Here is an 18570-nt window from a genome sequence, read left to right as displayed (position 1 = left end):
GTGAAACAAAACAGCGTCGATGATAGTGTGGGCTTCCCATGTGAAAGTAGAACATCGTCAGGGCCTTATTAGAGAAAGCCCGATTCGAGAGAGTCGGGCTTTTTTGCGTTTGAAGTAAAGTACTTCCATGAGTATCTCCCCTTCACGTATCCATGCGCTCATTTCCCCGAACTGCGAAGCGTTGCTTCGGTTTCTTGTCACCCAAACTCAGAAGTGAAACAAAACAGCCGAAGGGTCGGCCCCGGTCAATGATAGTGTGGGCTTCCCATGTGAAAGTAGAACATCGTCAGGGCCTTATTAGAGAAACCAGTTGCAGCAATGCGACGGGTTTTTTGCTGTTTGGGGCATAGAGATTTGAGATATAAAACCTCGCGAGGCAAGCTCACTCCTACTACCACATCAGCACGCAGTATGGTCGGAGGTGGTGTATCCATCGATTAGGATAAGCGAAGCGCTATTCGACAGCTCTGTTATCCAAAAACTTAGCCATTCGATATATCGAATGGCTAAGTTTGTTGTAACTTTGAGAGGGTAAAGTGGTTAAATAACGCGAGAGAAGCGGGTGTTTTTTACTTGGTTTTGTAGGTAGGCATCAAAACACATACAAATAATGCGAATAAATAAATTACCGCTACTGGTGACTTTTATGGTGTGTTCATTCAGTTCTACCAGTCCATCAGCAGCTAGCGGCTCTAGTGCGTTAAGTGCCTGAGCAAAATACTCGTCAAAATTTATATCATAGCGTTGCTCGAACACCTTTTTATCTAATTCAAAGTGACAAATAAGCTGTTTGATCACAGCCGCGCGTATTTCATCATCACCATTTAAGGTTATCCCTTTAGTGATCGCACATCTTTTATCACTTAAAGCCTGATAATAAAGTTTTAACTCTTTTTCATTTTGTAAGATCATATGACCTATTTGGGAAATGGATGACACACCAAGGCCCAATAGGTCGCACTCGCCATGAGTGGTATAGCCCTGAAAATTACGGTGTAGATGCCCTTCATTTTGCGCCATAGCCAGTTCATCGTCTTTTTTGGCGAAGTGATCCATGCCGATGAATTGATACCCAGCGGAGGTCATCTGTTCCAGTGTTTGCTTAAAGATCTCAAGTTTTTCTCCCGCACTTGGCATATCGGCTTCTTTTAGCTTTCGCTGTGCTGCAAATCTATCCGGAAGATGGGCATAGTTAAATACAGAGACTCTATCGGGAGAAAGCGCGATAAGTTGCTCAATCGTTTGCTTGTAGCTCTCTACCGTTTGGAATGGTAGCCCATAGATCATATCCATATTAATAGATTTAAAACCGAGCGTTCTCGCTTCAGTTAAGATGGCCAGCACTTCGTCTAGATGCTGTGGGCGGTTTACCGCGGCTTGCACTTCATCATTAAAATCTTGTACGCCAAAAGACACACGATTAAATCCAAGCTCATATAGATGGCGCATCATATTTGGCGCAAGTGATCTTGGGTCTATTTCAATACCACGTTGTGCACTTTGAGAGAAGTTAAATGCACTATTCAGCATTTCGATTAGACGTGTCATTTGCTCTGTAGTTAAGAAAGTTGGTGTCCCACCGCCTAAATGAAGTTGTTCAACACAATACTCAGAAAATAGCGGTGCTTTTGCTGCGATTTCTTGTGCTAAGTAATCGAGGTAAACGTCAGCTTTGGATTGATGACGAGTAATGATTTTATTACAGCCACAGTAGTAGCATAGTTGATGACAAAAAGGGATATGAATATACAGCGAGAGTGAGCGAGATTTAGAGCCTGTAATAGCAGCTTGTAATTCGTTTTGGCTGTAACCAGACTCAAGCGACAGGGCCGTTGGATATGAGGTATATCTAGGACCAGATATATTGTACTTGTTGATAAGGGAATCATTCCAAATAGGTAAATTAATCACGATACGCACTCTCGAGTTTTATTAGAGTATCAGTGTACTTTTTACCGTCTGGGTTAGATTTGCCTCAGATCAAAACACGCCGCGATTGCGACGTGTTTTAGTGTTTGATTAAAGCTTAAATTGGTTGACCGTTGAGTTCAGTGCCTTGGCTAAGTCGTTCAAGTCGCGGGCTTCATCTGCCAGTACATTGGCGTGGTTGGCAGTGCTATTAACGAGTTCATTTATTTGGTTAAGACTATTGTTAATATCTTCTGCAACAACGGTTTGCTGCTCTGTTGATGTCGCAATTTGATGACTCTGGTCTTGTACTGTTGTGACCGACTCTGTGATTTCTTTCAAGGCATCCAGCACGGCCTGAGTTTCCTCCACGGTCCCCTCTGCACGGTCTTGACCTTGCTGCATCATCACTGAAGCTTGTTGGGCAATTTGCTGTAAACGAGAGATCATATTGCGGATGTCATCGGTAGACTCTTGCGTGCGGCTTGCAAGCGATCTGACTTCATCAGCAACCACCGCAAAGCCTCGACCTTGCTCGCCCGCTCTGGCGGCTTCTATGGCAGCATTGAGTGCCAGTAAGTTCGTTTGTTCAGCAATACCGTTAATCACATCGATAACGGCACCTATGTTACTGGTTTCTTGTTCAAGTCCGGCAACCACTTTTGCAGCCTCACCAATATGAAGTGCAAGTTCAGTCATGACTTCTTGAGCTTGTGATGAACGTCCCGCACCTTCATTGGTAATACGTTGCACGACATCAGCGGCTTGGTTGGTCTCTTGTGCATTACGTGAGATTTCAGTCACTGTAGCTGCCATCTCGGTCACTGCCGCGCTTACGCTATCTACCTGTTCCTTTTCGCGCTGAATCTCACTGTTAGTATTGTTTGATACTTCACGCAATTGGGCGGAAGCATTACTTAATTGCTCAGCTTGTGCTGCGGTATCGAGCATCATTGCTCTAAGTTTATCGATGAAGGTATTCATATGCAGCGCGAGTTGACCAACTTCATCTTTACTGGTGATATCGATACGTTTAGTCAGGTCGCCTTCACCTGATGCGATGTCTCGCATGGTTTCGGTAAGCGCTACAATCGGCTTAGTGATCATTTGCGTGGCGAGTAAGATCATTGCCACGATAATGGCTAAGATAATAATCAAGGCTGTGATTGTGCTCATTACGGCGTCATTCACCGGCGCTTCGATCAGCGACACCGGAATGAGTAGGCCAACGTGCCAATTTAATAGGGGGTTGTCTAATTTTACATTGTCATAAACAACATAATACGCTTCCCCTTTGAACGTGACCGTACTATTGCCAACGGGGTTACGTTTGATAGCGGCATTCAGATCGTCAAAGCCTGATGTATTGGCAAACTGAGATTCAAGGCCATCTAAACCTTCTTTGCCTTTCTCTCCTTCATCAGTGGTAGAGAGTGAATGACCAGTACGCTTGGATAAATGTACAACATTTAAATCACCATCGAGCAAAAAGCCAAAACTTTTATCTTGAAATTTGATACGTTCAACCATATCGTTCAATTTATTGATCTGTAAGTCGACGCCACCCATAGCTACGAGTTTACCGCTGTTATTGTAGATAGGTTGACGGATCACTGCAGACACCGCACCGGTATTGATATCGGTTGCAATTGGACCGACATACAATTTACCTACATCAAGCGTATCTTGCCACCATGGGCGTTTATAAGCATAGTAAGGTCTGCCATCTGAATATGCTGAGGTACGATCATTTTCTTTAAAATATTCACCGGTGTTTGCTGAGGCAATAAAGGCTGAGAGAATATTGTCATCACCCTTGGCGATTCTAACTAAGTCTTCATTGACCTCTTGATAGTCTTTATCTTTAGTCAGATCGGCGCCACGGGTATTGTAATTTTCAAACCAATGAATGTTGTGAGGCGTAGAAACAAAGGTTTCAACTACTTTGCCGTATTGGCCAAAAAATGCTTCCATCGCTAATTTTTCGGCTTGAATATAGCTTTGCGTTTCTCGCTCAATACCATCTCGAGAGAGCGTTGCAATATGGCTGACGAAAAAGCTTGATACGATAATTAATAATACGGAAATGGTGCCGCCAATTAGCAGCAATATTTTCTTTCTAAGGGATAAATTCTCAAGCATGACAGTTCTTATTTTTAGCTTATGCAAGCGGTAATCAAACCATAGATAAAAAGAGAACGCCACCGTTTGCGTTAACTTCTTTTACATAGATAATACAAGGTAACTTCCTGGTTAAGGCAATATCCATATGAAAGTATTAAATCGTAGTTTAGTCGTACTGGGCGCGGGTTGGCTCGGTGCAGCGTTGTGTCGCGAAGCTGAGTTTCAAGGGTGGCAAGTCGAAGGCACCAGAACCCAAGCAAACAAGATGCATAGCTGGTCAAGGCAGCTGGTCTTAACTGAAAATGGGACTTTAGCGCACTCAATTTCTTTACACGACGCGTATTGGGTATGTGCGATCCCACCAAGAGCTAGGCATGTTGATAGTAACTATTTAGAAACGCTAGAGCAGGTATTGTTACTTGCAAAGAAGATGTCAGCAGCAGGCTTCTTATTGTGTTCGACCACTGGGGTTTATAGCACCGAAAATGGTGAGTATGATGAACAAGGTAAGTTAGCGGATAAAGCCAACAGGCGTGTTGATATACTTAGAACTGCTGAAGAGATGGTGCTTAACGCAGGCGGCAAGGTTGTACGCTTAGCAGGTCTTCAAGGTCCGGATAGGGAGCCTGGGCGATTTGTAGTAGGAAAGACTTTGTCTAGCTCAGCAAATGGTAGAGTGAATATGGTTCACCGGGGCGATGTTGTTACTGCAATCAATACCGTGATCGCGCAGTGGCAGGATGCTGCAGACATTTATAATGTTTGCTATCCAGCACACCCCACGAGACAGACGTTTTATCAATATCACTGTGAAAAGTTAGGGAATGAGATGCCAAGTTTCGCTTCGTCAAAAGAGGAATCGCGTATTATTAAAGCCGAGCGTATTACCGAACTCGGCTTTGCCTACCATCATCCGATTGTTAATGAATCTGAGTTAGGTTGAAGGTAAGAGTTGTGCTGGTAGCAAGTGCGCCAGTGCAGCTTGACCCAGTAACGCATTAGCACTTTCAATATCCGGTGCAAAATACCTATCTTTGTCATAAAAGCTCACAACTGCACGTAATATTTGCTGAGCTGTAGCCACTTTATCGGACGGCTTAAGTGGCGCTCTAAAATCTAACCCCTGCGCTGCAGCAAGATATTCAACTGCGAGTACACCTTGGGTGTTGTCAGCCATTTCCTGTAAGCGCCTTGCCGCAAAGGTTGCCATAGAAACATGGTCTTCTTGGTTTGCCGAGGTTGGGAGGCTGTCAACACTGCCTGGATGTGCGAGTGTTTTGTTTTCAGAGGCCAGTGCTGCAGCGGTGACTTGCGCAATCATAAAGCCCGAGTTTACACCGCCATTGTTAACCAAGAAGGGAGGCAGTTTTGATAAGCTCGAATCAATAAGCAGCGCGATACGACGTTCAGCCAATGCACCAATTTCAGCAATGGCAAGCGCTAGGTTATCAGCCGCCATCGCGATAGGCTCAGCATGGAAGTTGCCGCCAGAAATAATATCCCCAGCATCAGCAAATACCAGCGGGTTATCTGTTACCCCATTGGATTCTACGAGGATCACCTCAGCGGCTTGGCGGATCTGGGTTAAACAGGCGCCAAGCACCTGTGGTTGACAACGCAAGCAATAAGGATCTTGTACTTTTTCACAATCAACATGAGCATCACTTATTTCTGAGCGAGTCTGTAAGATATCTCTAAACGCCATTGCGGTGTCGATTTGACCTTGCTGACCACGGACTTCGTGAATACGCGCATCAAATGGCGAACGGCTGCCCATAGCCGCTTCAATGCTCATCGAACCTACGACACAGCTTTGCGCATAAAGATCTTCAGCTCTGAATAGGCCTTGCAGTGCAAAAGCAGTAGATGCTTGTGTACCGTTAAGTAGTGCGAGGCCTTCTTTTGCAGCTAAAGTAAGTGGTTCAAGTCCAGCTATTTTTAGCCCATCGATGGCATCGATAAGCTCGCCACGATAGCGAACCTGGCCTTCGCCAAGGATTGGTAAACACATGTGCGATAGTGGGGCGAGATCGCCAGATGCTCCAACGGAGCCCTTCTTGGGCACACAAGGATAGACTTCTGCATTAACCAAGGCCGCTAAGAACTCAATTACATCCAAGCGGATCCCAGAGAAACCACGAGATAGCGAGTTGATTTTTAGCACCATCATTAGTCGAACGGTGTTATCGTCCATTAACTCGCCAATACCGGCTGCGTGCGACAGTACAATAGAGCGTTGGAGCAACTCTAATTCGTCTTTTGCAATTTTGGTGTTGGCCAGTAAGCCAAAACCCGTATTAATGCCGTAAACGGTGCGTCCTTCTTGGATAACTTGCTGAACGGTGTCTGCACTGTTAGCAATAGCGGTTTTCGCTGACTCGTCTAAGCTGAGATGAACAGGCTGTTGATTGACTTGTCGTAACGTGCTTAGAGTCAGTTGGCCTGGGATTAAATTCAGTGAGTACATACTTACTTTCCTTCCAGCATAGGTAAATCTAGTTTTTGTTCTTTCGCACAGTCTTTGGCTATGTCATAGCCGGCATCGGCATGACGCATTACACCGGTACCTGGGTCATTCCATAGTACGCGAGATAAGCGAGCATCTGCTTCGTCTGTACCATCTGCGACAATAACGACCCCCGAATGTTGACTGAAGCCCATACCGACGCCACCGCCGTGATGCAGCGAGACCCAAGTTGCACCGCCAGCCGTATTTAACAAGGCATTAAGTAACGGCCAGTCCGATACTGCATCTGAGCCATCCATCATTGATTCCGTTTCACGGTTTGGACTGGCTACAGAGCCTGAATCTAAGTGATCCCGACCAATCACAATCGGTGCTTTGAGCTCTCCATTTTTGACCATTTCGTTGAATGCTCTTGCTAAACGGGCTCTGTCCTTCAGTCCAACCCAGCAAATACGAGCTGGCAGGCCTTGGAATTGAATGCGCTCGCGCGCCATGTCTAACCAATTGTGAAGGTGTGGGTCGTCTGGGATAAGCTCTTTAACTTTCGCATCTGTTTTATAAATATCTTCAGGATCGCCAGACAGTGCAACCCAACGGAATGGACCTATACCTTGGCAAAATAGTGGACGAATATAGGCAGGAACAAAACCCGGGAAATCAAAGGCGTTATCAACCCCTTCTTCTAAGGCCATTTGGCGAATGTTATTCCCGTAGTCAGTTGTTGCAGCCCCGCGCGATTGCAGCGTTAGCATGGCTTGTACTTGCACCGCCATAGATTGTTTTGCGGCTTTTACAACCGCTTGTGGATCGCTTTCGCGAAGCGCGGCTGCTTGAGCCATAGTCCACGTTTGCGGTAAGTAGCCGTTTAATGGGTCGTGTGCAGAAGTTTGGTCGGTCACTACGTCAGGCGTGATATTGCGCTCAACCAATTCAGCATAAACATCCGCTGCATTGCCCAGCAGGCCAACCGATACAGGTTGTCCTGCAGCCTTCGCTTCATCAATGATAGCTAACGCATCATCAAGTGTGGTTGCCTTTCGGTCGACATAGCGTGTGTTAAGACGAAAATCGATTCGTGACTCATCACACTCAACAACGAGGGCGCTAAAGCCTGCCATAGTTGCTGCGAGTGGTTGTGCGCCGCCCATGCCGCCAAGGCCACCCGTTAAGATCCACTTGCCTTTTGCCTCACCATTAAAGTGTTGCTTTGCCATAGCTACAAAGGTCTCGTATGTGCCTTGTACTATGCCTTGTGAGCCAATATAGATCCATGAACCAGCGGTCATCTGGCCGTACATCATCAGGCCTTTTTTATCGAGTTCGTTGAAGTGATCCCAGTTAGCCCAATGTGGTACTAAATTTGAGTTAGCAATTAAGACGCGAGGAGCGTTGCTATGAGTTTTGAATACGCCAACAGGTTTACCTGATTGCACCAGTAAGGTTTCGTCTTCTTCTAAGCGGTCTAACGTTTCGACGATTTTATCGAAGCATGCCCAGTCGCGAGCGGCGCGGCCAATACCGCCATAAACTACTAGTGCATTTGGGTGCTCAGCAACTTCAGGGTCAAGGTTATTCATCAACATTCGCTTTGCCGCTTCAGTCAGCCAGTTCTTTGCGGTAATGTCTGCACCTCGTGGCGCGCGGATCTCGCGGTTAGGGTCTAATCTTGGGTTATCACTCATTCTGCTCTCTCCTGTTGTATATACAACCTAAGTGAAACGTCTACTAGTTGTTGCGATTGCTTAGTTTCGCTAGGTTGTTAGTCTATTTGTATTACATGGCAATCTAGGCCGCCATGTCGTTTTGATTTACCTGTCGCGATGTTTGGCGACACTTTATGTGTTACGACCTTTGCTTAAAGGTGAGATGACCACCTAAGCGATATTTACTGCCTGGCGAAATTAATCTCGCGAAACTAACAATGCCTTTTGCAGACCAAGTTCGGCGGATCATTTGTAAGCATGGTTCTTCATTATAAAGCCCAAGCCACTGGCAAACCTCTGGTGATGGCATCACTGCTTCAACGGTGTGTCTAGCCTCTGTGAGTGGTGCGACTTGAGATAAATATTCATGAGGGGTAGTCAGTTCAAAGTTTTGGTCTAAATACTCTGGTGCCAACTGCGGATTGACGAAGCGTTCTTCGACTTGCAGTGGTTGTTCATTTTCATTATGTACAATTACGCTTCTATAGACTGGTGCGTCCGCTTCTACACCCAGTGCAATGGCGATAGGCGCTACTGCCGCAATAAGCTCAAGCGTTAGTACGGTGCAAGAGTATTTGCCATTGCGTGCGTTGACCTCGTCGGCAATGTTGCGGATCTCAAGCAACGAAGACTGAGATTTAAAACTGGCAACAAAAGTACCTAGACCTTGGCTACGAGTTAAAATTCCGGCTTCGGTTAGCTCGCTCAATGCTCGTCTTGCGGTCATTCGGCTAACATTAAACTGGTCAGCTAACTCATTCTCCGACGGAACGCGCTCGTTCTCAAGCCAGCGCGCGGCGCGAATATTATCGATAATATGTTGTTTTATCAGCGCAAATTTAGGGAGCTCAGGCACAGTTGTTGTCTCGAGTTCATATTTATGTAAATAAAGATGGCACACTTCTCTTGTATATACAAGTATCCCTGATAGACTCAATGAATAAACCTCGCAGTGAGCGAGTTTCTTTTAATGTGTTGGCATATGGATTTGATTTAGATTAGGACAAGTATGATGTTAGAAGCCGATTTGCTTATTATCGATGTCAATATTGCAACTATGGATCCCAATTTGGATACTCCTTATGGTGCGATAGAAAACGCAGCGATTGCCATTAAAGATGGCAAAATTAATTGGTTAGGCCCTCGTAGTGAACTACCTGAGGTTGACGCCATTGCAACCCCTATTCATAAAGCCAATGGCCAATGGTTGACCCCAGGGTTAATCGACTGTCACACGCATATTTTATTTGCAGGTTCTCGGGCCAACGAATTTGAGCAACGATTACTGGGGGCGTCATATCAACAGATTGCCGCGCAAGGTGGTGGTATCGCAAGTACCGTTAAGGAGACACGATTAGCAGACAGAGAAACGCTGTATGTTAACGCTAAGAACCGCTTGAATAGTTTACTCAAAGAAGGGGTTACCACGGTTGAAAGTAAATCGGGTTACGGCCTTGATGTTGAAAATGAGCTAAAACTGCTAGAAATTAATCAGCTCCTTAATGAGCATCACCCGATTGATGTGCATAGCACGTTCTTGGGCGCGCATGCATTACCCCCAGAATACAAAGACAATAGCCAAGCCTACATTGATTTAGTCTGTGATGAGATGCTGCCACAAGTTGCTTCACGCCAATTAGCAACGGCTGTTGATGTATTTTGTGAGAACGTCGGATTTACCTATCAGCAAACCGAGCAAGTATTTATTCGAGCACAACAGTTGGGGTTACAGGTTAAATGTCATGCTGAGCAGCTATCTAATCAACATGGCAGCGAGCTGGTGGCAAAGTTTAAAGGGCTTTCAGCGGATCATATAGAATATCTCGATGAAGCTGGTGTGGAAGCAATGGCGAACGGGGATGTTACTGCGGTACTTTTACCCGGCGCCTTTTATTTCCTACGAGAAACGCAATTGCCACCAATTGACTTGCTCAGAAAGCACAAAGTAGCAATGGCACTTGCTAGCGATTTCAATCCAGGTACTGCGCCTTTGTGCTCACTGCGATTAATGCTGAATATGGCATGTACATTATTTCGAATGACACCGGAAGAAGCGCTTAGCGGTGTTACAGTTAATGCTGCGAAAGCCTTGGGGTTGAGCGACCGTGGAGTATTGAAAGTTGGAACGCGGGCGGACTTAGCGTTATGGGACATTACCCATCCTGCACAGTTAAGTTATCAATTTGGTGTAGCGGACCTGTCAAATTTGTGGATCTTGGGTAAACTTAATCAGTAATGATCCTTTTATAAGCAACAAATTATGCTTTCATTTTCAACAGCTAGTGGCGGAGCCACGGAATTATTGCTGTCTGAAGGAATTGCGATACTAATTACACCGATGATGGCAGGTATGACCGGAGCCATTTTAATGGGGGTGTTAGCATTAATGCTACAGCGCCCCTCTGGTATGCTCAAGTTGGCCCACTTTAGCAGTGCAACACTTGCAATACTGCTCGCCTTTACGGGCAATATCACTACATTACATTTACTTACTTTGACGCTACTTCTGTATTTGTTCCATGGTCTGCAGGAGCATAAAAGTGGTTTGTTATTAATAAGTGCGGCGGCAATAATCACTTTGGTAATGTGGACTGTATCTGAATATCTGTGGGCGCTTCCTGCACAACATGGTGCAATTGTTATCGTATTTATGTATGTTCTTTTTCTTGCCTATCAAGCGTATAGCAGCGCAAGTGAATTTGAATTGAAAGAACACGATGATTCTCACACCGAGCATGAAAGTTTGGGGTTACCTGGACGGCAAAGCTTTAAACGTGCTTTTAATGAATATCGCCAAACGGAAGGGAGCCCTTGTATGCTCGTGCTTGTTCGTCTCATGGGCTTCGAGCAGGTGAATTTTCATTTAGGGCGTGAGTTTGGTGACTTGCTGTTGGCTCAGTCGGCTAATCGTATTGCGCAATGTTTGCAATCAGGTGATGTTATGGCCATCACTCATGGCAATGAAACTGCGAAAATGGCGCATCTAGGTGGTCTTAACTTTGCGTTTGTATGTTCGCTAAAGCATGGTAAGCACTTTCATGAGCAGCTGATAGAGGAAATATCAAACAGCACTTTAAAGCCATTCAATGTTGGTAGCTGCACGTTAGAGATCATGATGCGTGCGAGTTACGTGAATTGCGATGAAGAGATGGGGCAGCTTGAGAATCTGATTTCTTGTGTATTTTTAGCGCTGGATACACAATCAGAAGCACAACAGTATGGTCAGCAACAAGTTGTTCCCTACCAACAACGTATGCAAATTCATCGCTTGGAGCAACAGGTGAGGTTGTCGGAGTTAGCTAAAATCAACTTTAGATCTGAATTTGAGCTCTATTTCCATCCTGTCGTTCGTCATGAAGATAACAGCATTGAGTTTGTGGAATTACTGTTGCGCTGGCAGCATCCAAAGCAAGGGATTTTAAGTGCCAATGAGTTTATTGATGATATTCGTTTAGTTGGACTTGCCATTCCCGTTGCTGAATATGTACTAGAGCGTGCTTGCGAAATCGCATTGGCACTGAAAATGGAAGGGATCAGCGTTCCTATCAGCATTAATGTTTTTGGTGCTGAGCTCTTGAGCGAAAGCTTTATCGAGTTTATTGACTACACCATGCTCAACCATCAGTTAAGCCCTGGCGCTATCATTATCGAATGTCCAGCTTGTATGCTTGCAGAACTAGATGAGCAAGAAATTGCGATGATCAGTCGTTTGAAGAATTTGGGTGTAAAAATGTGCGTCGATAGTTTTGGTGATGCGCCGCTGGTGCTAGCTAAATTACCCGCACTGCGTTTTGAGTACGTGAAACTGTCGCGCAATATGACGCAAGAACCTGAGTATATGGGGCATACCAAATCCTTGGTAAAAGGCATTGTAGAGATGCATCAAGAAAAGCACTGTCGCGTGATTGGCGAAGGTATTGAATCTCTCGGGCAACTCGAGTTTGTAAAAAGCATTGGTACGGTGGCAGCGCAAGGGTTTTACTTTTCTCGGCCACAGAACAGCAATATTTTGATCAGCTGGCTGAAACAAAGGCTGCCTCAATAACTAGGAGCGACTTACCTTTACATAGGTTTTGGCTGCGACAGTGTTTAGCGCCTCTGTTGACGGGTACTTAAATAAGCGTTCGCAAGGTTCGTTAGTATTTGGCCGCAATGTTCAATACCCGCCTGCTCACCAAGTGGGTGTCTAGCCGGGGCTGCTTCACATAAGTGCAAATATTTAGCATTTCGAGCCTGAGCCATACGGTAAACAAAATATTCGGCGTCGCTACTTGTGAAGCCTTGATAGGTCAGGGCACTTGCAGGCATACCGACGATGGCATCAACGTCTAACTCTACGCCTAATGGAATGTCGCTTGGCATTGTTGCCAACGCTTTGTCGAGTGATGCAGATAAACTCTGAGTTTGTCTGGTTTTTATCGTTTGATAACTTGAAAACCCGAATCCAGCGCTTTGCAATTGAGTAAGGATTGTCTGGTTATTTTTGTGCTCATGCAAGCCAATGACATGATAATGAGACAAGCTACCAGCTTGATGCGCGTAACTGAAGCCATTGCCGCTATGTCTTCCCTCACAAGCTCTAAAGTCAGCGTGAGGATCAAAGTTGATGGCACCTGCGGCACGTTTACTGGCCTCAAAATGTGCCTGCAAAATACCAAAAGCATTATTGTGACCGCCACCGATGATGATTGGCTCTAAGCCTGCAGCAAAGATAGGTACTAGGGTTGCAATCACTTGGTTGTCTAGGTCGGCACAGAGAGTGCGTAACTGCGCTAGTTGTTCGCTATTGGTGTTATCGAGCGATAGTGCGCGCGTTTGAATAGCATGGGTATCCACTTCGCCTAGCAGTAAAATCTTATCTCCCGACAAAAACTGGTTATCGGGCTGGTTTAAAAAACGTTTTAAGAAGGCTTGCCAACCAAGCTCGGCACCACCTTGCCCGCAATTGGCGCGTGGACCTATATCCTCGGGGATCCCCAACAAGACATAGCGGATCCCAAACTGGGCCGCGTCTCTAAGCGAAGCTGCGTAGTCATGATCACATTGTAAAAAGCTTATGCTTTGCCAAATTCTGGTTTCACCGGCTCTGGCGCTAACAAAAGTGGCAATATCGCTTTCATCATATATACGGACTGCTGTACTCATGACTGTTACTTCTAGTGCCTAATTGTCTTCGTTATCATCTTCTAAAATTAACTCTTCCGCAGAGATGATAATGCCCGTGGAGTCGGCGTAAACAAAATCATCTTCGTAAAAAGAGACACCTGCGAAATTAACGGGAATGCCAACTTCACCGCTGCCACTGCTATCCGCTGCCACTGGGATAGAAGCGATTGCTTGAATGCCAATATCGCTTTCTTCTAGTTCATCAACATGGCGTACCGCGCCGTAAACGATGATGCCTTGCCAGTTGTTCTCGACCGCCAGCTCAGCTAAATCAATATCAACCAGTGCACGACGAGTTGAACCACCACCATCAACGAGCAGCACACGACCGGTACCGTCTTGTTGTAGTACATCTTGGATCTGCTCATTGTTTTCAAAACATTTGACGGTAGTGATACGACCACTAAATGACGTCTGGCCGCCAAAATTGATGAACATAGGCTCTAGCACATCAACCACATCAGCAAAGTGGTCGCAAAGATCAGAAGTGCTGTATTCCATATTGAATCCTCGAATATTGATTGTCGATAACCAGTATACTCTCATACTTGTGCTTAGCAATGCTTTGATTCAACTTACATATTTGTGTCTTAAAAGTGTCACCCATTTGTTATTTTGCTCTTCTATGCTGATATTGTGAGCAATTAGGCGTGACTCGAATGATGAAAGCAAAACTAGCCGAGCTGGACGCTGCATTATACTTTGTAGTGTTTTGCCCTAAACCAAGAAACTGGTTTAGATTGATAGCATTAGGTCTATCCAAAAGTGGCAACGGTGGACTTTATGTGTTGGTCGCAATTGCGTGCGCTCTGTTTTTGGAGCAGCTAGGTCAGCAATTTGCACTCACCGTGATTTTGGCCTTTGCAATTGAAAGGCCGCTTTACTTCTATCTCAAAAATCGTTTTGCACGATTACGGCCATGTGACTGTTACGCGGTGAAAGCCTTGTTGACGCCGAGTGATAAATTTAGTCTGCCTTCGGGGCATAGTGCTGGTGCTTGGCTATATGCAACTTGTCTGATGGAGCAAATTCCACTGGCTGCATTTCCGTTGATGGTTTGGGCTTCAGGGGTGTCATTGTCACGCGTAATTGTAGGGGTACATTATCCACTTGATGTGGTGCTTGGTGCGGCAATGGGTGTTGCTTGTGCAAGTTTAGCGATAGTGATATTAGGAAGCGTATGAAAATACTATATGGTGTTCAAGGAACGGGAAATGGCCATACTACTCGAGCTCGGGTAATGGCAAATTGCTTTCGCAACATGGGAATTTCTGTTGACTACTTTTTTTCAGGGCGCCCTTCGGAAAATTATTTTGATATGCATGACTTTGGTGATTATCGTAGTTGCCGAGGGTTGTCATTTGTTACCGAGCGTGGCCAATTAAATCGTTTAAAAACTTTCCAATCGCTCAAGTTTGGTGAGTTTATCCGCGATGTAAAAAAGTTAGATGTATCAGGTTATGATCTGATCTTTAACGACTTTGAACCTGTCAGTGCATGGGCTGGAAAGCTGGCAAAGGTTCCGGTGATAGCTATGAGTCATCAAGCGTCATATTTATATGATGCAGTTCCACAATTTGCCGTACAGCCTTGGCATAGAGCTTTGATCCGTTATTTTGCACCAGCTGATATTCATCTGGGTGTGCATTGGCAGCCGTTTGATAAGCATATTATTCCGCCTTTTATTCCTTATGAGGCAGAGCAAGAGCAGTGTGCATCTATAATTAATAAAGTCCTGGTTTATCTGCCGTTTGAAGCTTTGGATAGCATTATTGAATTGTTAAAAGATTTCCCCGATAAGGAATTTTACTGCTATCACCCAGATGCCGACAACGCTTCGTTGCAACATATTCATCTGAGAAAACCAAGTCGCTCTGGGTTTATTCAAGACCTTAGAAATACCAGTGGTGTAGTTGCAAATGCCGGATTTGAGCTTTCTAGTGAAGCATTAAAACTCGGTAAGAAACTGCTACTTAAGCCATTAGATGGTCAATTCGAACAGCAAAATAATGCACAGACGCTAGCCGAGCTTGGTCATGCCCAAGTAATGAATTACCTCAATGCTGGTGCGTTGGAAGAATGGCTGCGAACGGACGCGAAAGCATCGTTTTATTTTCCATCCGATCCCAGCTTGCTAGTGGACTGGTTATTAGGACGTCAATGGCACAATGTTGATTTATTGCACAGTCAACTTTGGTGTGGTGTTAATAACTTGTATGTAAAAGCGGCGTAAATATATTATTTTGTAATATGAACCCAGAATAATTACCTATTATGAGGCAAGGGCGGAAGGCTTCAGCTATACTTTAGCCAGTCTATTAACATTGTAGGTAAGCCGATGGCGGTATTAGAAAATCTGACTATCAGACGTCGTTTGCAAGTGAATGCATTAGTGGTAGGGATTGCCTTGGTTGTTATGTTAATTATGATTATGTACGAAGCTCGTACTATGCTGAAATTGAATGAAACCATTCAATATGCAGAAGAGCTCGACATTCATGAATTAGCAATGCGCAAACACGAGAAAAACTTCCTTTTTTACAAGCAGGTAGATTCACTCGATGAGTTTGAAAACGAGTATCGAGAGCTACAAACAAAGCTCGCTTTGTTGCAAGGTACTTTTTCTGATTTTGATGTCGATTTAGGTCGGATCAACGAATTTGAACGTTTAGCAAAAAGTTATTACGATGACTTTCAAAAAGTGGTGCAGTTACAAAAAACAATCGGCTTGCATCCAAAAGATGCGCTTTACGGTGAGCTTCGTGGCGCGGTACATGAGGTAGAAACACTGTTAAAAGAGCAGCAGAACTATCAACTCCTTTCAACTATGCTACAGCTTCGTCGAGCTGAAAAAGACTTTATGCTACGTTTTGATATCAAATACTTGAAACGGTTTGACGAGCTAGTTGCACAGTTTTCTCAGGAAATTCGTAGTGCTGGGTTTAACGCTCAATATCAATCTAAGTTGCTTAGCTTATTGAACACCTATCAATCCAAATTTGCGAGTTTAGTTAAAGCTCAGGAGACACTCGGCTTAGATTTGACGAGCGGTGCGCTAGGCAAGATGAAGGTAAGTGTTGAAAAAAGTGATGCGGTGGTCTCTGAAGTAGTGGAACAGGCAAAAGCAGAGATTAAAGAGAACGTAGATCAAACTCAGATGCTCGCCATTGGTGTATTTATTGTTGCAAGTATTATCGTGATGACGCTTGTGCTATCGACCAGTCGCTCAATTATTCAACCTGTAGAGCGTGTTTATCAAACCATTGAACGCATTCGCCGTGAAAATAATTTAAGTCTGCAAATTGAGCAAAGAGGCAATGACGAAATCACTATTATGACCCGTGATTTTAATAGCTTGATTTCTGACTTTAGAGATCTTATTGCGGATGTGAATGGGGCGTTGGCAACGATTAATGAAGCCACGGATCATTTAACAGAGACAACTGCTCAAACGAGCGCTGGTATGGCTGAGCAGTTGCACGAAGCGGATATGGTCGCAACGGCTGCGACTGAGATGCAAGCGACGATCCAAGACATTTCTCACAATACGGGTGAAGCGGCGCATAAAGCCGAGACAACGAATGAAAATGCGCAACAAGGTCGCCGTGAGGTCACTGCAACAATTGAGCACATCATGCAGTTATCGGAATCGTTGGGTGGTGCCTCAAACGTCGTTGCTCAGCTAGAGCGGGATGGTGAAACCATAGGCTCGGTATTGGATGTGATCCGTGGTATTGCAGAGCAAACAAATTTACTTGCGCTAAACGCTGCTATTGAAGCTGCGCGGGCAGGTGAGCAAGGTCGCGGTTTTGCTGTTGTAGCGGATGAAGTTAGGTCACTTGCGCAGCGTACTCAAGACTCCACACAAGAAATCGAAAGCATCATTTCTACACTGCAACAGCGTACACGAGAAGTAGTGAATATCATGGATCAATGCCGTGAGCAGGGTAATGAAAGTGTGTCGCAAGCTGAAAAAGCAGGGGAATTGCTCAGCATGATCACCCAAGATGTACAAACTATTATGGAAATGAGTACACATATTGCGACGGCAATTGATGAACAGAACCAAGTTGCTTCTGAAGTGAACAAGAATGTAGTAAAAATCAGAGATATTGCACAGAGCGCTTCTGAGCATGCACACTCTAACGCACAAAGTAGTGAAGAAGTCGCAGAGCAAGCGCGCGTATTACACGAAGCCGTGGCTAAGTATCAAGTATAAACACCAATTCAATCTGAGGTTCTTTATATAAAAGCCCCACTTATTTATAGTGGGGCTTTTATTTAGACGCAAGAACGGCATCGCTTAAATGAATACCAACATAGCAGTGGTAAGTTACAATTCGGATTGGCCGCACCAGTTCAACAAAGAGAAACAGACGATACTCGCTCATCTATCCAAGGCAAATGTAGCTGCTTTACACCATATAGGCAGTACAGCGGTTCCACGGCTATGTGCTAAACCAATAATTGATATGCTACTGGAAGTAAGTGACTTAGATAAATTAGACATAGAGTCAGAAAAGCTGCGTGATTTAGGTTATGAGATAATGGGAGAGTTTGATATTGCTGGGCGTCGTTATTTTCGTAAAGGCATAGTGTCTAGAACTCATCATCTGCATGCATTTTTAGCCGGTTCTGACGGAGTTAAACGTCACCTTGCCTTTCGTGACTATTTAATTACTTTTCCAGATATAGCGAGGCAATACGCTAAGGTTAAGCAAGAAGCTGTAAACGCCTGTAACCAAGATATGGAGAAGTACATTGCATTTAAGAGTGGCTTTATTCAGTACCACGAGCAGCATGCATTGTTATGGCGGTTTGGTTAAGGCACAAACTTGATAGGTACGCTGTCCTTTTGGGCTTGATACTCTTCTACCGCGTTTACGTATTCTTGCCATAGCGCATCGTGCTGTGTAGCTATGGAATATAAGTATTGCCAGCTGTAGAGCCCTGAGTCGTGACCATCATCAAAAACAAAGCGTGCAGCATAGTGTCCAACGGGGTCAATTGTCTTGATAGCGACATTCTGTTTGTTTAACACGAGTTGCTTTTGCGCTGGACTATGGCCCTGTACTTCGGCTGATGGTGAGTGAGTTCGCAAGAATTCGGCACTTAGTGTAAAGCGGCGGCCGTCCTCAAAATAAACATCGAGCACTTTACTGAGCTTATGATAATGAAGTTTGGTGACTTGATACATAATTG

15 protein-coding genes are annotated in these 18570 nt (G+C 44.8%); 7 read left to right on the top strand and 8 right to left on the bottom strand.

All coding sequences use genetic code 11. The features are described 5' to 3' along the window. Window positions 1-540 precede the first annotated feature (540 nt). Both hemN and DRB05_RS22585 read right to left on the bottom strand, forming a co-directional pair. Complete coding sequence (hemN, locus tag DRB05_RS22590; protein ID WP_128728902.1) at window positions 541-1911, bottom strand: oxygen-independent coproporphyrinogen III oxidase; 1371 nt, start codon at window positions 1909-1911, stop codon at window positions 541-543. A gap of 108 nt (window positions 1912-2019) precedes the next feature. Further along, window positions 2020-4050: a methyl-accepting chemotaxis protein gene (locus tag DRB05_RS22585; RefSeq protein WP_128728901.1), complete on the bottom strand. Its 2031-nt coding sequence runs from the start codon at window positions 4048-4050 to the stop codon at window positions 2020-2022. Between the two features lie 127 nt (window positions 4051-4177). Here DRB05_RS22585 and DRB05_RS22580 point away from each other — a divergent pair, with 127 nt between their 5' ends. Then, window positions 4178-4975: an NADP-binding protein gene (locus tag DRB05_RS22580; protein WP_128728900.1), complete on the top strand. Its 798-nt coding sequence runs from the start codon at window positions 4178-4180 to the stop codon at window positions 4973-4975. Here DRB05_RS22580 and hutH read toward each other — a convergent pair. From hutH to hutC, 3 genes are all read right to left on the bottom strand, one after another. After that, the gene (gene hutH, locus DRB05_RS22575) at window positions 4967-6499 is read right to left on the bottom strand and encodes a histidine ammonia-lyase (RefSeq protein WP_128728899.1); all 1533 of its coding nucleotides are present in this window, start codon (window positions 6497-6499) and stop codon (window positions 4967-4969) included. The genes DRB05_RS22580 and hutH overlap by 9 nt on opposite strands. A gap of 2 nt (window positions 6500-6501) precedes the next feature. Beyond that, window positions 6502-8181 carry a urocanate hydratase gene (gene hutU, locus DRB05_RS22570; RefSeq protein WP_128728898.1) on the bottom strand — a complete coding sequence of 560 codons (1680 nt, stop codon included), beginning with the start codon at window positions 8179-8181 and terminating at the stop codon, window positions 6502-6504. 160 nt (window positions 8182-8341) lie between these two features. Next, on the bottom strand, window positions 8342-9103 hold the full coding sequence (hutC, locus tag DRB05_RS22565; RefSeq protein WP_128728927.1) for a histidine utilization repressor: 762 nt from the start codon (window positions 9101-9103) through the stop codon (window positions 8342-8344). Window positions 9104-9214: 111 nt separating this feature from the next. Between hutC and hutI the strand changes: the two genes are divergently transcribed. Further along, on the top strand, window positions 9215-10438 hold the full coding sequence (gene hutI, locus DRB05_RS22560) for an imidazolonepropionase (RefSeq protein WP_128728926.1): 1224 nt from the start codon (window positions 9215-9217) through the stop codon (window positions 10436-10438). 24 nt (window positions 10439-10462) lie between these two features. Beyond that, entirely contained in the window at window positions 10463-12247 is a 1785-nt protein-coding gene (locus tag DRB05_RS22555) for a GGDEF domain-containing phosphodiesterase (RefSeq protein WP_128728897.1), read from the top strand. A gap of 44 nt (window positions 12248-12291) precedes the next feature. Here DRB05_RS22555 and DRB05_RS22550 read toward each other — a convergent pair whose 3' ends face one another. Both DRB05_RS22550 and rraA read right to left on the bottom strand, forming a co-directional pair. Next, window positions 12292-13347, bottom strand: coding sequence for an arginase family protein (locus DRB05_RS22550; protein ID WP_128728896.1), 1056 nt, complete (start codon window positions 13345-13347; stop codon window positions 12292-12294). A gap of 18 nt (window positions 13348-13365) precedes the next feature. Next, window positions 13366-13869 carry a ribonuclease E activity regulator RraA gene (gene rraA / locus DRB05_RS22545; protein ID WP_010607046.1) on the bottom strand — a complete coding sequence of 168 codons (504 nt, stop codon included), beginning with the start codon at window positions 13867-13869 and terminating at the stop codon, window positions 13366-13368. 158 nt (window positions 13870-14027) lie between these two features. Here rraA and DRB05_RS22540 point away from each other — a divergent pair, with 158 nt between their 5' ends. The 4 genes from DRB05_RS22540 (at window position 14028) to DRB05_RS22525 (ending at window position 18194) form a co-directional block, all read left to right on the top strand. Beyond that, complete coding sequence (locus tag DRB05_RS22540) at window positions 14028-14552, top strand: phosphatase PAP2 family protein (protein ID WP_128728895.1); 525 nt, start codon at window positions 14028-14030, stop codon at window positions 14550-14552. After that, on the top strand, window positions 14549-15601 hold the full coding sequence (locus DRB05_RS22535) for an MJ1255/VC2487 family glycosyltransferase (protein ID WP_128728894.1): 1053 nt from the start codon (window positions 14549-14551) through the stop codon (window positions 15599-15601). Before DRB05_RS22540 ends, DRB05_RS22535 begins: the two co-directional genes overlap by 4 nt. A 105-nt stretch (window positions 15602-15706) precedes the next feature. Next, window positions 15707-17587, top strand: coding sequence for a methyl-accepting chemotaxis protein (locus DRB05_RS22530; protein ID WP_128728893.1), 1881 nt, complete (start codon window positions 15707-15709; stop codon window positions 17585-17587). 88 nt (window positions 17588-17675) lie between these two features. Continuing rightward, window positions 17676-18194, top strand: a complete 519-nt coding sequence (locus DRB05_RS22525; protein ID WP_128728892.1) for a GrpB family protein — start codon at window positions 17676-17678, stop codon at window positions 18192-18194. Here the strand turns inward: DRB05_RS22525 and DRB05_RS22520 are convergent. After that, the gene (locus DRB05_RS22520) at window positions 18191-18565 is read right to left on the bottom strand and encodes a DUF971 domain-containing protein (RefSeq protein WP_128728891.1); all 375 of its coding nucleotides are present in this window, start codon (window positions 18563-18565) and stop codon (window positions 18191-18193) included. The genes DRB05_RS22525 and DRB05_RS22520 overlap by 4 nt on opposite strands. Window positions 18566-18570: the final 5 nt, after the last annotated feature.

The sequence above is a fragment of the Pseudoalteromonas sp. A757 genome, from assembly GCF_004103285.1.
Taxonomy (GTDB): domain Bacteria; phylum Pseudomonadota; class Gammaproteobacteria; order Enterobacterales; family Alteromonadaceae; genus Pseudoalteromonas; species Pseudoalteromonas galatheae.
Note: the sequence above shows the minus strand (reverse complement) of the source record. Positions and strands in the feature narration are given on the sequence as shown.

Coding starts and splice junctions, on each gene's coding strand:
- hutI (WP_128728926.1), top strand. CDS start 9,215: ATGTTAGAAGCCGATTTGCTTATTATCGATGTCAATATTGCAACTATG.
- DRB05_RS22520 (WP_128728891.1), bottom strand. CDS start 18,565: ATGTATCAAGTCACCAAACTTCATTATCATAAGCTCAGTAAAGTGCTC.
- DRB05_RS22555 (WP_128728897.1), top strand. CDS start 10,463: ATGCTTTCATTTTCAACAGCTAGTGGCGGAGCCACGGAATTATTGCTG.
- DRB05_RS22525 (WP_128728892.1), top strand. CDS start 17,676: ATGAATACCAACATAGCAGTGGTAAGTTACAATTCGGATTGGCCGCAC.
- DRB05_RS22550 (WP_128728896.1), bottom strand. CDS start 13,347: ATGAGTACAGCAGTCCGTATATATGATGAAAGCGATATTGCCACTTTT.
- DRB05_RS22530 (WP_128728893.1), top strand. CDS start 15,707: ATGGCGGTATTAGAAAATCTGACTATCAGACGTCGTTTGCAAGTGAAT.
- DRB05_RS22585 (WP_128728901.1), bottom strand. CDS start 4,050: ATGCTTGAGAATTTATCCCTTAGAAAGAAAATATTGCTGCTAATTGGC.
- DRB05_RS22540 (WP_128728895.1), top strand. CDS start 14,028: ATGATGAAAGCAAAACTAGCCGAGCTGGACGCTGCATTATACTTTGTA.
- hutU (WP_128728898.1), bottom strand. CDS start 8,181: ATGAGTGATAACCCAAGATTAGACCCTAACCGCGAGATCCGCGCGCCA.
- rraA (WP_010607046.1), bottom strand. CDS start 13,869: ATGGAATACAGCACTTCTGATCTTTGCGACCACTTTGCTGATGTGGTT.
- DRB05_RS22535 (WP_128728894.1), top strand. CDS start 14,549: ATGAAAATACTATATGGTGTTCAAGGAACGGGAAATGGCCATACTACT.
- DRB05_RS22580 (WP_128728900.1), top strand. CDS start 4,178: ATGAAAGTATTAAATCGTAGTTTAGTCGTACTGGGCGCGGGTTGGCTC.
- hutH (WP_128728899.1), bottom strand. CDS start 6,499: ATGTACTCACTGAATTTAATCCCAGGCCAACTGACTCTAAGCACGTTA.